The sequence below is a fragment of the Halogeometricum borinquense DSM 11551 genome, from assembly GCF_000172995.2.
GTDB classification, from domain to species: Archaea; Halobacteriota; Halobacteria; order Halobacteriales; family Haloferacaceae; genus Halogeometricum; species Halogeometricum borinquense.
Genome location: NC_014729.1, coordinates 1374479 through 1389744 on the forward strand (window position 1 = coordinate 1374479; position 15266 = coordinate 1389744).

Below are 15266 nucleotides of genomic sequence, written 5' to 3' on the forward strand. Positions count from 1 at the left end.
CCCACACGGGCCGACCCGTGTGGGCGTTGTAGTATGAATGGGAGGCGGCGAGATAATGTTTCCAGAGGTTCGCACACTCCAGTACTTGTTATCACGCTGGCGAGCTTAACTTCCGTGTTCGGGATGGGTACGGGTGTTGCCTCACCGCTGTGGCCGCCTTAACGCCAACCGATGGAATCGAACCATCGTTCAAACACCAGTCGTTGGTGGTTCGATACCGTATGTATGCGTGCAATCCAGTTAACGCCTGAACCCGTTCATCCGAAACCAGCGGACTGGTCCGATGAACGTATGAATGTGGCTTTGGACTGTTAGTGCTCGTGGACTGAATGCCTCGTTGCCTCGGCACGTACATCCCAAGTCTATCGAACTTGTCTTCTACAAGTGTCCTCGGTGGTACTTCTTTTCCAGGTGGGTTTCGAGCTTAGATGCGTTCAGCTCTTACCCCGTGTCGCGTAGCTACTCGGCATCTGCCCTTTCGGACAACCGATACACCAGCGGCGACCAATCGTAGTTCCTCTCGTACTATACGATCGTTCCCGTCAAGTACCGTAACACCCCCAATAGATAGCAGCCGACCTGTCTCACGACGGTCTAAACCCAGCTCACGACCTCCTTTAATAGGCGAACAACCTCACCCTTGCCTGCTTCTGCACAGGCAGGATGGAGGGAACCGACATCGAGGTAGCAAGCCACCGGGTCGATATGTGCTCTTGCCGGTGACGACTCTGTTATCCCTAAGGTAGCTTTTCTGTCATCTACGGGTCCCATGAATGAACCTCGTAGGTTCGCTAGACCACGCTTTCGCGTCAGCGTCACTCGTTGGGAATGACACTGTCAGACTTCCGTGTGCTCTTGCGCTCTTCCACGAGTTTCCGACTCGCGTGAGGAAATCTTTGGGCGCGCTCGATATCTTTTCGAGCGCGTACCGCCCCAGTCAAACTGCCCGGCTACCGGTGTCCTCCTCCCGGAGTGAGGGTCGCAGTCACTGACGGGTAGTATTTCAATGATGACTCGGTGGTCCGCTAGCGCGGATACCTGTGTAGTGTCTCCTACCTATGCTGCACATCAGCGACCACGTCCCAGCGACAGCCTGCAGTAAAGCTCTATAGGGTCTTCGCTTCCCCTTGGGGGTCTCCAGACTCCGCACTGGAACGTACAGTTCACCGGGCCCAACGTTGGGACAGTGGCGCTCTCATTGATCCATTCATGCAAGCCGCTACTGAAGCGGCAAGGTACTACGCTACCTTAAGAGGGTCATAGTTACCCCCGCCGTTGACAGGTCCTTCGTCCTCTTGTACGAGGTGTTCAGATACCTGCACTGGGCAGGATTCAGTGACCGTACGAGTCCTTGCGGATTTGCGGTCACCTATGTTGTTACTAGACAGTTGGAGCGCCCGAGTCACTGCGACCTGCTCGGTCAGGAGCAGGCATCCCTTATCGCGAACTTACGGGACTAACTTGCCGAATTCCCTAACGTCGGTTGATCCCGACAGACCTTGGCTTTCTCCGCCAGAGTACCTGTGTCGGATCTCGGTACGATCATCACGCTTGCCTTTTCACGGGCTCTAGGTACCTTCAACTTGCGCTGTCTCACGCTTCGTTCGCTTCGTGCCGTTACGGCTTCCACGAGCTTCCGTGATTCGACCGGGCGAAGGCCCGGCTTGAAGTTTCCCAAAGCGTCGGCTTTGAGTGGTGATGGTACTGGAATATTAACCAGTTTCCCGTTTGTCTCATTCGAGTTACGGTGAGACTTAGGATCGACTAACCCTCGGCTGATTGGCAGTGCCGAGGAACCCTTACTCGTAAGGTCGTCGGGGTTCGCACCCGACTCTCGCTGCTACTGTGACCAGGATTTTCGTTACTGAGCGGTCCACGCGAGCTCTCGCCCGAGCTTCCACCCGCACAGTATGCCAGCCTACTAGGTCAGGCGTATGGTGTCGCCTGCTGCCAGGTCTCGGTGGTGGATTTGAGCCCCGATCATTTTCGACGCCTCGAACCTCGGCCGGTAAGCTGTTACGCTTTTCTTAGAGGGTAGCTGCTTCTAAGCTCACCTCCCGGCTGTTTAGGGCTCGAGACAATCTTCGATCGCACTTAATCCACACTTGGGGACCTTAACCCGGCTCTGGGTTGTCTCCCTCACGGACCACAAGCTTACCCCGCAGTCCGGATTCCCAGCGTCTACGACGTCTGCAAGTTTGGAGTTCGACAGGAAGGCCGACTCCTCTCGGAGGCGGGTCTTCCAATCGGTCGCTCTACCTCGCAGACTATCTCGGCTGAGGTCATGCTTCGACATGTTTCGGCTGGAACCAGCTGTTGCCAGATTCGATGGGCCTTTCACCCCTACACACGGGTCACGGGAGGGTATTGTAAGACACCAACCCTAACAGACCTCCACGTGGCTTTCGCCACGCTTCGTCTTGCCCTCGTGTAGATCATCTGGTTTCGGGTCGCACCCACTTGACTCCCCGCGCTTGAACACGGCGGCCCTCGCAATGCTGCGGCCTTGTCGGTTTCCCTGCGCCTTCCTGGATGATCCAGTTAGACTCGCCAAGTAAGTGCACTCCCTGGTTCGTTTTTCAAAACGTACGACAGAACACCGGCTTCCTCGGATTCCTACTGGTGGGTCGCCCCACGGTCGTTTTTCCGAGGACCTTGTATGCCCCGTCGCTCTATCACTGACTGATTTCAGGCCCTATTGCACCGCCCTTTTCGGGGTGCTTTTCAGCGTTCGCTCGCGCTACTTGTTCGCTATCGGTCTCGAGGAGTGTTTAGTCTTCGCAGTCGATGCCTGCGAGATTCACGAGGGATATCCAACCCCCGCTACTCTGGAGCAATCTCGGGATCGCGTTCACACGATACGGGGTTGTCACCCTGTATCACGCTCCGTTCCAGGAGACTTCTCGTGTGTTGGTGATCCGTTGTAGATTGTCCGTACACCACATTTCCTTGCGGATTCGGTTTGGACTGTGTCGCGTTTACTCGCCGTTACTAACGACATCGCGGATTGCTTTTTGTTCCTGTTCCTACTGAGATGTTTCAATTCGGAACGTTCCCTATTGCGCGTTGGCAATTGTTGTAGGGATTCCCATTCGGAGATCCTGAGTTCTTAGCCTCCGTGCGGCTCCCTCAGGCTTTTCGCAGCTTGGCACGTCCTTCGTCGGCTCTCGAGCCGAGCCATTCACCAGCCAGTACAGTAGCCAGTTACAGTTGTTTCGGACGTCCACGTGTTCCCGGGTGAACGGGTTCAGTGGGCGTCTGGATTGCACGCGTACATACGGTTGTCATTGAACGTCCGGTGGCTGCCGGAGCGTTCGTCGAACCCTTCCTATCCGCGCTCTCGCGGGATAGTGCATCGGTTTCGTCTTCGGGATTCAGTCTCGTTCCTGCCCACACTTAAGGGGCACGGATTGAGTTTGAGTCCCGGAGAGTATGGACCCACTGGGATTTGAACCCAGGGCTTCCTCCTTGCAAAGGAGGTGCTCTGCCGCTGAGCTATGGGCCCGTGTTAGCCTTGGTAGTTCTAGGGTGCCCGTTCGGCGGGTTGAGCGGTGTGAACGGACCGGTAAGGTGGGCCAGGCGCGTCGGCCTGGTCCCGATCGTTAGGAGGTGATCCAGCCGCAGATTCCCCTACGGCTACCTTGTTACGACTTAAGCCCCCTTGCGAAGCCCAGATTCGACTATCTTGCGATAGCCTCATCCGGACCTCACTCGGGTGCTTTGACGGGCGGTGTGTGCAAGGAGCAGGGACGTATTCACCGCACTCTTGTGAAATGCGATTACTACCGAATCCAGCTTCATGAGGGCGAGTTTCAGCCCTCAATCCGAACTACGACCGAATTTAGGAGATTAGCGTTCTCTTTCGAGATTGCAACCCATTGTTTCGGCCATTGTAGCCCGCGTGTAGCCCAGCTCATTCGGGGCATACTGACCTACCGTTGCCCATTCCTTCCTCCAGTTTGGCACTGGCAGTCCATCTAATGTACCCAGCCAGTCGGAACTGCTGCTGGCAATTAGATGTGTGGGTCTCGCTCGTTGCCTGACTTAACAGGACGCCTCACGGTACGAGCTGACGGCGGCCATGCACCTCCTCTCTACAGCTCGTGATAAGGTCATCAACCTGATCGTCATTACTGTAGTCGGAGCTGGTGAGATGTCCGGCGTTGAGTCCAATTAAACCGCAGGCTCCTCCGGTTGTAGTGCTCCCCCGCCAATTCCTTTAAGTTTCATCCTTGCGGACGTACTTCCCAGGCGGTTCACTTCTCGGCTTCCCTACGGCACAGCACAGGCTCGTAGCCTGTGCCACACCTAGTGAACATTGTTTACGGCTAGGACTACCCGGGTATCTAATCCGGTTCGAGACCCTAGCTTTCGTCCCTCACTGTCGGATCCGTCTTCTCGAGGTGCTTTCGCCATCGGCGGTCCGTCCAGGATTACGGGATTTCACTCCTACCCCAGACGTACCCCTCGAGCCTTCCGGTCCCAAGCCACGAAGTTTCCGCCGGACGCCCATCTGTTGGGCAGATGGATTTCCCGACGGACTTTCGTGGCCAGCTACGGACGCTTTAGGCCCAATAAGATTGGCCATCACTTGAGCTGCCGGTATTACCGCGGCGGCTGGCACCGGTCTTGCCCAGCTCTTATTCGAGAACCGCCTTACGGTTCTCAAAAGCGAGGACTATATGCCCTCGCACTCGGAGTCCCCTTATCGCACTTGCGTGCAGTGTAAAGGTTTCGCGCCTGCTGCGCCCCGTAGGGCCCGGAATCTTGTCTCAGATTCCGTCTCCGGGCTCTTGCTCTCACAACCCGTACCGATTATCGGCACGGTGGGCCGTTACCCCACCGTCTACCTAATCGGCCGCAGCCGCATCCTGCAGCGCCGGAGCGTTTGTGGATCCCGGCATTCCAGCGTGGGATCGGTATCGCGGATTAGCCTCAGTTTCCCGAGGTTGTCCGTGTCTGCAGGGTAGCTTGACCACGTGTTACTGAGCTATATGCTACGAGTGTGAACTCGTGCAACTAGCATGGCTAAATCGGACTCCGATAGCAATGGCCTCCGGCAGGATCAACCGGAATGGGTTCCTGGCTGTTGCCAGGAGGGTGGCGGGATTTCCTCTCGTGGGAGAGGGAATCACCAATCATTGCGTGGTCCGTTCGTGGTGCTCGGTGTCACCGAACGGGTGGCACCGAACTACCAAGGCTAACATCAGATCCCATCTGTACGGCGGACCGCAGGGGTGGAATCCTCATGACTTCGGACTTGGTTGTAGCACGTTCGACGCCTTAAGGGCGTCGGTTTGTGCGTTTCGTTGGCCTCCAAAGAGACCATGTGTCCGAGGTGCGGCACGGGGTTGAACCGTGCCGCGATCGCGGTGTGTCGTTCGCATTCTTCCGAAGTGTTCTCGACCACTTAAGCCCGTCGTATCGTTCGTGGCGTGAGAGTGCGATGCACTCCCAGTGCCACGAGGGCGACGGTGGGATCGAGGGCGTTCGGAGAGAGTGGCGCTCCGGGAGTGTCCCGGGGCGCCCCGCGTATTTCTACGAATGGTAGGGTTATACTTAACCTCGTTGATTCGGATCAATCTCCAAAAAATAGTTGAAGATGCGTGGGATTGTTTGACGTTACTCTCTATTTTCGAGTCACGATGGATATTCGGGCAGTTTATATACTGTTATAGTGCGCAACGTACGCGGACGGGGGCGGGAAACAAAATAAGATATGGTTACATTGGTCGAGTAGTCTCGATTTACAACGGGTCGCTTTATAAGCTAGGGGAGTGACGTTTCCAGCGAACAATGAGTGCGCCGGCAGACTCCATCGAGATTCAGAACGTAGTCGCATCGACGGGAATCGGACAGGAACTCGACCTTGAGGCACTGGCGGACGACCTTCCAGGTGCCGATTTCAATCCCGACAACTTCCCCGGCCTCGTCTACCGGACGCAGGACCCGAAGGCTGCGGCTCTCATCTTCCGGTCCGGAAAAATTGTCTGTACAGGTGCCAAGAGCATCGACGACGTTCACGAGGCTCTCGGAATCATCTTCGACAAGCTTCGCGGTCTGAGCATTCCTGTGGACGAAGACCCGGAAATCACAGTCCAAAACATCGTTTCGAGCGCCGACCTCGGACACAACCTAAACCTGAACGCGCTTGCAATCGGTCTCGGTCTCGAAGACGTTGAGTACGAGCCCGAGCAGTTCCCGGGTCTCGTCTACCGTATGGACGAACCGGAAGTCGTCATCCTCCTGTTCGGTTCCGGTAAAATCGTTATCACGGGTGGAAAGCAGACGAACGACGCTGAGACAGCCGTCGAAGAGATCGTCAAGCGAATCGATAACCTCGGACTGCTCGACTGAACGGTCGTCTCATTTCCGTGCGACAGTCCAAAAGGTGATACCACCTGCTAAATAACGAAACGTGCATGAGTGCACGTGAGGAAATTTCCTTTCTTGTCGGGTCTGAGAGCCGGATTGCTATCCTCAGAGCCCTTCAGAGTTCCCCATCCCGACCGAGCGAACTCGCCGCAGCGTGCTCGTGCGCGCGCGAGACAGCACAACGAACGGTGAGCGCGTTCGCCGAGAAGGGATGGGTCGAAAAACAACCGGACAGTGGAACGTACGCGCTCACTGCCGCAGGTGACGTCGTTGCAGACAGTTATGACGAGTTCGAGACGACAGTGGCCGTCGCGGACAGCCTCTCGGTCCTCCTCTCGAATCTCGGTACGATCGTTTCCGACCTCGATCCCACGATCCTCCACCGACTCCACGGCGCAACGGCGACGGACGATGACCCACACGCACCGATTAATCGGTTTCTGACGGTCGTCGGCGACGACTACGTAGATGACTTCCGTGGTATCACGCCGATTGTGAGTCGTGTCTTCAACCAGGCTGCCGAACGCGTCATCGGGCCGGACTCAAACATCGAACTCGTCATCGATGAACGCGTCTACGAGACATCGGTCTCCGAGTACCCCGATGATCTCGAGCGAGCCTTCGAACTCGACCAGTTCCAGTTGTTCGTCTCCGCGACGAGACTTGATTTTGGGCTGATGCTCGTCGATAATCACGCGTTCCTCGGCGCGTACGACCAACACGGAAACCTCATCGCCAGCGTTGACGGCACCGACGAGGCGTTCGTCGAGTGGGCAGAGCAGACGTACCAACAGTACCGAGCGGACGCCGACACCCCCACTGCGGTCGAAGAGACAACGCCCGAATCTGGGGTAACACACGGTTCCGCCAACGATCAGTGATCGGGGCGATCACGAGTGATTAATCCAATCACTTCTGGGTGTGGGAAGATATAAGTCCCGGCTCGTAAAGTAACAGGTGCGGTCACGGCATCACGACAGCGTTCATCCCTCCACGCTTCGGCCCGAAATCCACAGTAGACAGTGAGTGTGTTTCGAGAGTACCTGTGCCTCGTACTCTTAGGATGCCTCACGTGTCCACGTTTTCCGTCAGAACGTCACGAACGACCTGCGGGTCCTCTAACAACTGGTGTTTCGTGTAACTCCCTTCCGCACTCCCGCCGCTGTGTTTGGACTGTTCGATAATGTCGAGGAATGCGTGCTCTTTCAGCAGATCCCGAACCCGTCTAAGCGAGAGGCTATCTGACCCTTGTCCTGTACAGATGTTTTCGTACACTTCGTAGACGCGACTGGTTCGAAACCCGTCCTGTCGTTCGTTCGAGAGCGACAGCATAGCAAGGGCTTGCAGGACGTACCGCGAGTGCGGCGTCGAACCGCGGATGAGTTCGCGGAACCGGTCGGTCTCCGCCCGTTCTCGTGCTTGCGTGACGAACTCCTCGCGGACCGTCGAAGCGGCAGTCGATTGGGCGATCTCACCCGCATAGCGGAGAATGTCGATTGCTTTTCGCGCGTCCCCGTGTTCGCGGGCTGCGAGTGCGGCAGCACGGGGAATCGTCGAGGCATCCAGCACACCGTCGCGGAAGGCGTCGCTCCGGGCCTCCATGATGTCGCGGAGTTGGTTGGCATCGTACGGCGGGAAGACGAACTCGCGTTCGCAGAGACTCGATTTTACCCGTTCGTCCATCCGGTCTTTGTACTGAATCTTGTTGCTGATGCCGATGACGCCCAGTTTACACTGATCTATCTTCCCGGCTTCACCGGCGCGAGAGAGTTGCATCAGGATGTCGTCGTCGCTTAGTTTGTCGATCTCGTCGAGGATAATGAGGACGACGTCGTACTGTGCGTCGAGAATGCGCCAGAGTCGCTTGTAGTACGTCGAAGTGCTGAGTCCCTTGTCCGGCACTTTGATCCCGGTTACCTCCGACTGGTTGACGCTATCAGCGATAGTCTGGACCGCCTGCGTTTCGGTAGTGTCCTGCGCGCAGTCAACGTAGGCAAACGTCGCCTTCACGTCTTCCTCGCCTGCCGTTTCGACAAGACGTTGGGAGACGTACTTCGCACAGAGCGACTTTCCGGTTCCCGTCTTGCCATAGATGAGGACGTTACTCGGACTCTGTCCGAAGATAGCGGGATTCACCGCCGTCGCGAGGTCAGAAATCTCGTCGTCGCGGCCGACGATGCGCCCCTCACCCGGTAAGTGATTAATTTCGAGGAGTTCCTTGTTGGCGAAGATGGGGTCCTCCCGGGTGAAGAGGTCGTCGCTGGTGTTCGGCATAGTACAGGACACCGTGTTTCCGGTGAAATGGCTTGCCATCTTCGGGCGCGACACACACACCACGTTTCCGGTGAACGCCCAAATTGCTGGGGGTTCGTCCAGATGAAACGGGGGTTTCGATTCACCGGAAACGTGGTGTCCCCGATTACCACTGTGCTGAACAACGCGAAAGGAGCCGCCGATTAGAGGCGATCAGTTATCAAAGCGTACGCTGGGAAACAGCGGAGAAGGACGTGATATGTACGAGAATAGCAATAATACGGAGAATCAGGAACTCGTGCTTGTCCCGGGTTTCTCGACAGAAAACGACTGTCCCAGTTCTCTTGAATGGATATTACGGATCGATTTGAACTCAGAAACGACATCCATCCTAGGTCGGGTTTCAAGAGTCGCTTCGCTTGCAACAAGTTCGAGTCTCGAACTTTTTCTTGTTTACGAGTGTATCAATGGACTTTAACACTAAACAACTATTTAATAGTTGTTATATGCTGGATGAGAAGCACCCATACCGTGATCTAGGTGGGGAGATGAGACGAGAACTAGGCAGAGAGGCGAAACGAACGAGAGACGACGGACCACCGACCGACTTTTTCGACTGTTTTGCCGTCGATTCCGACCCGATAAGGAACGGTCTATTCACCGGAAACACGGTGTGGTCGTTATTCACACGGCAATACGTATCCGTACAGTACTCCTGTCTTACTGCCTGATATACGGCGAATTCATCGGAAACAGGGTGTCTTCGGAACACGGCCATTTAACAATCGAGGAAAATCCCTCTATGCCGCCGAAATCTCGAACAGTCTCAAGTGATTCCGGACTAGGTTGTCGCCTCACTGGGGAACCATCGGCCGTCAGAGCACCCCACCCTCACCACACACCGATTCACCGGAAACCCGGTGTGTCTCTGTCTTATCCGATCCACGTGCTGTTCGTGAAATCTCACCGGAAACACGGTGTGTTTCCCCGGTGCACAGTCCCACCCGTCACTGCCGTCACCGGGGTGAAAAGCCGGGGCGACGTTTCACCGGAAACGAGGTGTCTGTTCGTCTACATTCGACACGAGGGTCTACTTGATGTAGACCCCCGGCCGGTGCCGTCAAACTGGGACCGCCGCTCGTTCGACACCCCCAGGTACAGATTCATTCACCGGAAACACGGTGTCTCTACCGGATATCCGCCGACGTGCGGTCAGCAGTTGGTACCTACGACATCACTCAGCACCTACGACATCACTCATTGCGTCGCACCTGCTACGCTATTTGCAATCTCTTAATCCAGAACGTCATCACCACGACACTCACCCACATATCGTGTTATCGAAGATACAATATCTCCAAACAAAGTCACTACAGACCGAAACAAAACGACGATTTTATCCGGATGATCTGTCGTCTCCGTCAGTTCGATAAGGCCTCCGCTCGTATAGTAAGTGATGACGTCCTCGGTGTTCCGCTGGGCACGGCACGGGGTCTGTCGAATCGGTGCGTGGGGTGCTGCTCCGTTCCGGTGGGTTGCTCACGCCATGCGTTCGGCCGACTCTGGTTCCGTAGACGAACGAGGATGGGAACTCAACCGCCCGCGACGAACGGAGACGCAGTGGCGACGCGATGACGAGACGGTTCGGTGCTTTCGCTTCGACGATGGCTACGTTTCGACGGTCGTGTACGAGACAAGAGATGTGACGTGGCAGTTGACTCCCGGACAGGTTCCCCTCGCCAGTGCGCTTGCCATGGCGACGGTGTATCGACAACACAGTACGACGCCGCAGATCGACCCGGATGGGCGACCGTTCGTCGCCGTCGGGGAATCCGGACCAAGACAGGTGTTTGAGGAAATTGCAGACGAACCGGTCGATTACGTCTACCTCGATACCATCCGAACGCTCGAAGAGTTCCCTTCGTTCATCGAGGTGAGCGAGGAGACTCGACGCGTGTACGAACGGATGTCTCCGACCCGGTACAACACGTTAGGCTGACTGCCGTTCTCTTCTTTTCCGTTCTCTTTCTTCTCTCCAGCTCTCTCCCGTTCTCTCCCGTTCTCTCCCGTTCTCTCATTCTAACCGCTCCACCGTCCGATATTCTCCGCCGACGGCAGGCGCAAGCCGTTTCCCCACCGGTCCCGTCAACGGAGACGATGACGGAAGACGACGCGGGAGACACGGACGGTCCGTCCGACACTCTATCCTCCGAGTCGGACGAACTGACTTCGGAGCCGGACGCCGTTGGGCAGACAGATATTCCGGCGAACGTCGCCGTCGAAAATCTCTCGCTTTCCGACTTCTACGATGCGCTCGAAGCCGAGGGGCGCCCGGTGATGACCGCACAGCAGACGGGTCGGCGACTCGGTCTCTCCCAGGCGGCGGCCTCGGAAGCGCTCGATAGACTTGCCCGCGACGGGACACTCCAGCGCGTCGAGGTCGAAACGGATCCAGTCGTCTACTATCCGGCCGAGTGGGACCGCCTCGCCGACCGCGAACGAATCGTTCTCTTCCCCGAACGCCGCGAAATCGTCGTTGATCAACCGACGCAGTACACTCGCGCGCGCCTCGCGCAGTTCGCCCACCTCGTAGACTCTACGGGTGACCGGAACGCGGGAACGCGGGGCTACCTCTACAAGATCCGGCAGGAGGACGTGTGGCAGGCACCGTTCGACGATCTCGACGCTCTCTTGTCGATGATGCGGTCGGTTCTCCCGCGCCGGTCGCCGCATCTGGAGACGTGGGTTGAGAACCAGTGGAAGCGCGCCAATCAGTTCCGACTCTACACCCACGAGGACGATTACGTCGTCCTCGAAGCCGCTTCCGAGAGTCTGATGGGGAACGTCGCCCGGCAGAAACTGGACGAAGAACATCTCGTTGCGCCTATCTCCGACACGGAGAGTTGGGTCCGCGACGGCAAGGAAGCGCACATCAAGCGAATCCTCTACGAGGCCGGGTACCCAATACAAGACGACCGCGACCTCGAAACCGGTGCGGCCTTAGATGTCGAACTCCGCGCTGAGCTTCGGGAGTATCAACAGGACTGGACAGATCGGTTCACAGAGCAGAAGTCGGGTGTTCTTGTCGGCCCGCCGGGAGCGGGGAAGACCGTCACCGGGATCGGAATCCTCGCGGCCGTCGGCGGCGAAACGCTCGTGCTCGTCCCGTCGCGCGAACTTGCCGCGCAGTGGCGCGAGGAGATTCTACGGCACACGTCTCTCTCCGAAGACCAGATCGGCGAATACCACGGCGGACAAAAACAGGTCCGGCCGGTCACCATCGCCACTTACCAAACGGCCGGGATGGACCGCCACCGGTCGCTGTTCGACGACCGCGAATGGGGGCTTATCGTCTACGACGAGGTACATCACGTCCCCTCTCGCATCTACCGGCGGAGCGCCGACCTACAGGCGAAGCATCGACTCGGCCTCTCTGCGACGCCAATCCGCGAGGACGACAAAGAAAAGGAGATTTTCACGCTCATCGGCCCGCCCATCGGTACCGACTGGTCGAAACTGTTCGAGGCCGGCTACGTGCAGGAACCCGAAGTGGAGATTCGGTACGTCCCGTGGGCCGACGACACCGCCCGCAACGAATGGTCGAGCGCAGACGGCCGTGAGCGCCGCCAACTCGCCTCGATGAATCCGCAGAAGATTGCCGAGACGCGCCGACTCCTCCGGCAACATCCGAAATCGAAAGCGCTCGTGTTCGTGGACTATCTAGACCAAGGCGAGGAACTCGCCGAGGCGCTCGACGTACCGTTCATCAGCGGCGAGATGCGCCACCATCACCGCGAGCGTCTCTTCCGCCAGTTCCGCGAAGGCGAGTTGCGGACGCTCGTTATTTCGCGTGTCGGCGACGAGGGAATCGACTTGCCGAACGCCGAACTCGCCATCGTTGCCTCCGGTCTCGGCGGGTCGCGCCGACAGGGAGCCCAACGCGCCGGGCGGACGATGCGCCCCGCGGGCGGCGCACTCGTCTACGTCCTCGCTACCCGCGGCACCAGCGAGGAGGACTTCGCACAACGGCAGATGCGCCATCTCGCGGAGAAAGGCGTCCGTGTCACCGAAAGCGACCTGACGACCTGATTCGGTGTCGTCGCTCTGAAGCGTCGTTTCTACGTCGAGAGACGGATGCCGTTAAGTATCGACCGTGCCTCGTCGGGTCCAGACGGTGGCGTTCGCCTCGACTACGACATCGAACTCGCCTCAACTGCGGACATCACACCTCGAACGCTGCCACCACTTGCACGATGAACCTCGCTTCACGAACCGACGATAGCTTCCTCGATGACGACCGTTTGGCCCGCTACGAGAGGATCCTCAGCCGGTACTGTGCGGCCCTCCGCGACTCCATCGATGCGGAGCCAATCGCCGCCGTTCGGGGGGTGTGGCGTACGTTCGTCCGCGACCACCACGGCTCGGTGTTCGCCGGTCTCGCGGACGAGTCGGACGCGTCGCTCCCTGACGACGCGGACGCCGTCGCTCGTGATGTGTTCATCCAGTCGCTCTCGTTCGATTACCTTCTCCGGACACATCTCGATGCCGCCGAATGCGCTCTCGGTATCGAACTCGAACGGTCGGCTGACGCGTCTGACCTGATTGCGGGATTCGAGACCGTCCATACCGCTGTCGAACCCGAACTCGACGCAGCGACACGCGAGGAGATACCCGAACTTGCCACCGACTTCATCCAGACTGCTACTCCTGCGGCGGTCACGGCTCTCCATCACGGAACCGTCTCACGCCTTGCACGCCGGGCTTTCGGCCGCTACGATACGCCCGCCGGACTCGCAGAACTCGCCGTCGAGAGCGTTCGCAACGGTGACTTCACAGAACGCGTCGTCCTCGACCCCGGATGCGGCGCGGGCGCGTTCCTCGCCGCAGCGGCGCGAGCGAAACTCGATTCGCTCGGGAGAGACGGCGAGACGCCAGCTAATTCCACAGCCCGCATCGCCAACTCTGTCCGTGGGTTCGACGTGAACCCTGTCGCCGTTCGCGCCGCTCGCCTTGCGCTCGTTCTGTCCCTTCGGCCACTCCTCAGCCGAGACGACGTTTCCTCGTTCGCCCCGCGCGTCGTCCTCGCAGATGCCGTGGAAACGACGGCCGACGACGCCCCTCTCGGCGGCACCCGTGCGGACGTGCTTCTCGGGAATCCGCCGTGGCTGACGTGGGACTCGCTGACGCCGCGGGTGAAAGACCGCTGGCGCGACGGGCCGATGGCGAATCCGGATCTCGATCTGTTCGCTCATCGCGGGCGCGACGCCCGCCTCGGATACGCGAACGACGACCTGTCAGTGCCGTTCGCGTGGACGTGCGTTCACAAGTTCCTCCGCGATGGCGGCCGCGCGGCGTTCGTCCTCAAGCGTGATTTGATGACTGGACCGGCGGGCAAACTCTTACGCCGCCGTCGAGTCGGTTCCCGACCGCTCTCGATGCGACACATCCACGATTTCGGATCGCTGTCGCCGTTCGGACGCGAGGTCGCCGCCGGAACCGCGCTGTACCGACTCGATGTGGGTGCCAATGGTGGTTCGCCGGCGGATGACTGCCCTATCCCAACGACGCGGTGGTCTCGAAACGGCGAGACTCCCTCGTTCGATTCACTTGCGACCATCCGTCAGACGCTCACCGCCGAGGACGCCGCACTCGTCCCCGCGGACCCGGACACCGAAGCATCGCCGTGGGTCCGTGCGGACGCCGAACGCCGGGCGCTCGGTTCTTCGGGGTACCGCATCCGACACGGCGTGAAAGATGACGCAAAAGCGGTGTACGCTCTTGACGAGGAGACTATCGAGGAACACGACCTCGAACCGGATCACATCTATCCGTATCTGAAATCAAAGCACGTGGTGAAGTACGGACTGTTTGGCTACGATAGGCATCTCGTCCCGCAACGACTCGCGGGTGAGGAAAACGAGAGTGCAGTCCGACGGGAGACGCCCAACACGTACGCCTATCTCGACGCGAACCGCGACCGCCTCGAAGCGCGCGGGTCGTCGTGGTTCGACGACGGGCCGTTCTATTCGCTGTTCGGCCTCGGACCGTACACGTGGGCCGACTACAAGGTGGTCTGGTGTCGTCTCGGTTACAAGCCCCACTTCACCGTCGTCTCGACAGTCGAGGACCCGTTGCTCGGTGAGAAGCCGGTCGTTCCCGGCGATCACTGTATGTTCGTCGGGACCGACGACAAACAGGAAGCGCACTACCTCTGTGGGCTTTTGAACTCCGCGCCGTACCAGCGGTGTCTGCGGGATATCTCCTCGGGCGGGAAGTCTAGCCTGTCAAAATCGACCGTCTCTCGGTTGGCTATGCCCGAGTGGGACGCCAGAGACGAACAGGTTGCGCTCGCGGAGGCGTCGATGGCGGCCCATCGTATCGTCCCCGAGCACGTCGATTGCTCGAAGCGAGCGTACAACGCGAAAACCGTCCCTGAAATCGACGCTGCGCAGGCGCGGGTGGACCGTGCGGCCGAGCGATTTCTGGCCAGCCGTGACGACCAATGAGTAATTCTTAAGTCCGGTCACGGCGCTACGAGTAGATGGACCGCTCTTAGCTCAGCCTGGCAGAGCAGCCGACTGTAGATCGGCTTGTCCCCCGTTCAAATCGGGGAGAGCGGACTTTCTACCGACCTCGAT

At 58.5% G+C, this 15266-nt stretch carries 7 protein-coding genes, 2 tRNA genes and 3 rRNA genes; 7 read left to right on the top strand and 5 right to left on the bottom strand.

Going from position 1 to position 15266, the window contains the following annotated elements:
* Positions 1-39: 39 nt before the first annotated feature.
* The 4 genes from rrf to HBOR_RS07080 form a co-directional block, all read right to left on the bottom strand.
* A 5S ribosomal RNA gene (gene rrf / locus HBOR_RS07065) occupies positions 40-161 on the bottom strand.
* Between the two features lie 131 nt (positions 162-292).
* Positions 293-3209, bottom strand: a 23S ribosomal RNA gene (locus HBOR_RS07070).
* A 224-nt stretch (positions 3210-3433) separates the two neighbouring features.
* Positions 3434-3505: transfer RNA gene (locus tag HBOR_RS07075), tRNA-Ala, on the bottom strand.
* Positions 3506-3604: 99 nt separating this feature from the next.
* Positions 3605-5076, bottom strand: a 16S ribosomal RNA gene (locus HBOR_RS07080).
* The 16S, 23S and 5S rRNA genes sit together here with 1 tRNA gene alongside, the layout of an rRNA operon.
* A 720-nt stretch (positions 5077-5796) precedes the next feature.
* Between HBOR_RS07080 and HBOR_RS07085 the strand changes: the two genes are divergently transcribed.
* The gene (locus HBOR_RS07085) at positions 5797-6357 is read left to right on the top strand and encodes a TATA-box-binding protein (RefSeq protein ID WP_006054273.1); all 561 of its coding nucleotides are present in this window, start codon (positions 5797-5799) and stop codon (positions 6355-6357) included.
* A 65-nt stretch (positions 6358-6422) separates the two neighbouring features.
* Positions 6423-7256: a helix-turn-helix transcriptional regulator gene (locus tag HBOR_RS07090; RefSeq protein WP_006054274.1), complete on the top strand. Its 834-nt coding sequence runs from the start codon at positions 6423-6425 to the stop codon at positions 7254-7256.
* A 187-nt stretch (positions 7257-7443) separates the two neighbouring features.
* Here HBOR_RS07090 and HBOR_RS07095 read toward each other — a convergent pair whose 3' ends face one another.
* Positions 7444-8649 carry a Cdc6/Cdc18 family protein gene (locus HBOR_RS07095; RefSeq protein WP_006054275.1) on the bottom strand — a complete coding sequence of 402 codons (1206 nt, stop codon included), beginning with the start codon at positions 8647-8649 and terminating at the stop codon, positions 7444-7446.
* 1525 nt (positions 8650-10174) lie between these two features.
* Here HBOR_RS07095 and HBOR_RS07100 point away from each other — a divergent pair.
* The 5 genes from HBOR_RS07100 to HBOR_RS07115 all read left to right on the top strand — a co-directional run bounded on the left by HBOR_RS07100 (position 10175) and on the right by HBOR_RS07115 (position 15248).
* On the top strand, positions 10175-10627 hold the full coding sequence (locus HBOR_RS07100) for a hypothetical protein (protein WP_013440560.1): 453 nt from the start codon (positions 10175-10177) through the stop codon (positions 10625-10627).
* A gap of 158 nt (positions 10628-10785) precedes the next feature.
* The gene (locus tag HBOR_RS07105; protein WP_006054277.1) at positions 10786-12717 is read left to right on the top strand and encodes a DEAD/DEAH box helicase; all 1932 of its coding nucleotides are present in this window, start codon (positions 10786-10788) and stop codon (positions 12715-12717) included.
* Positions 12718-12762: 45 nt separating this feature from the next.
* Positions 12763-12885, top strand: a complete 123-nt coding sequence (locus HBOR_RS20450) for a hypothetical protein (RefSeq protein WP_006054278.1) — start codon at positions 12763-12765, stop codon at positions 12883-12885.
* Positions 12882-15134 (top strand): N-6 DNA methylase, encoded by a 2253-nt coding sequence (locus tag HBOR_RS07110; RefSeq protein WP_006054279.1) that lies wholly within the window; start codon positions 12882-12884, stop codon positions 15132-15134. Before HBOR_RS20450 ends, HBOR_RS07110 begins: the two co-directional genes overlap by 4 nt.
* Positions 15135-15174: 40 nt before the next feature.
* Positions 15175-15248, top strand: a tRNA-Tyr gene (locus HBOR_RS07115).
* The last annotated feature ends 18 nt before the right edge of the window (positions 15249-15266 follow it).

Excerpts from the sequence above, each read along its gene's own strand:
- HBOR_RS07090 (WP_006054274.1), top strand. The coding sequence starts at position 6,423 with ATGAGTGCACGTGAGGAAATTTCCTTTCTTGTCGGGTCTGAGAGCCGG.
- HBOR_RS07105 (WP_006054277.1), top strand. The coding sequence starts at position 10,786 with ATGACGGAAGACGACGCGGGAGACACGGACGGTCCGTCCGACACTCTA.
- HBOR_RS07110 (WP_006054279.1), top strand. The coding sequence starts at position 12,882 with ATGAACCTCGCTTCACGAACCGACGATAGCTTCCTCGATGACGACCGT.
- HBOR_RS07100 (WP_013440560.1), top strand. The coding sequence starts at position 10,175 with ATGCGTTCGGCCGACTCTGGTTCCGTAGACGAACGAGGATGGGAACTC.
- HBOR_RS07085 (WP_006054273.1), top strand. The coding sequence starts at position 5,797 with ATGAGTGCGCCGGCAGACTCCATCGAGATTCAGAACGTAGTCGCATCG.
- HBOR_RS07095 (WP_006054275.1), bottom strand. The coding sequence starts at position 8,649 with ATGCCGAACACCAGCGACGACCTCTTCACCCGGGAGGACCCCATCTTC.
- HBOR_RS20450 (WP_006054278.1), top strand. The coding sequence starts at position 12,763 with ATGCCGTTAAGTATCGACCGTGCCTCGTCGGGTCCAGACGGTGGCGTT.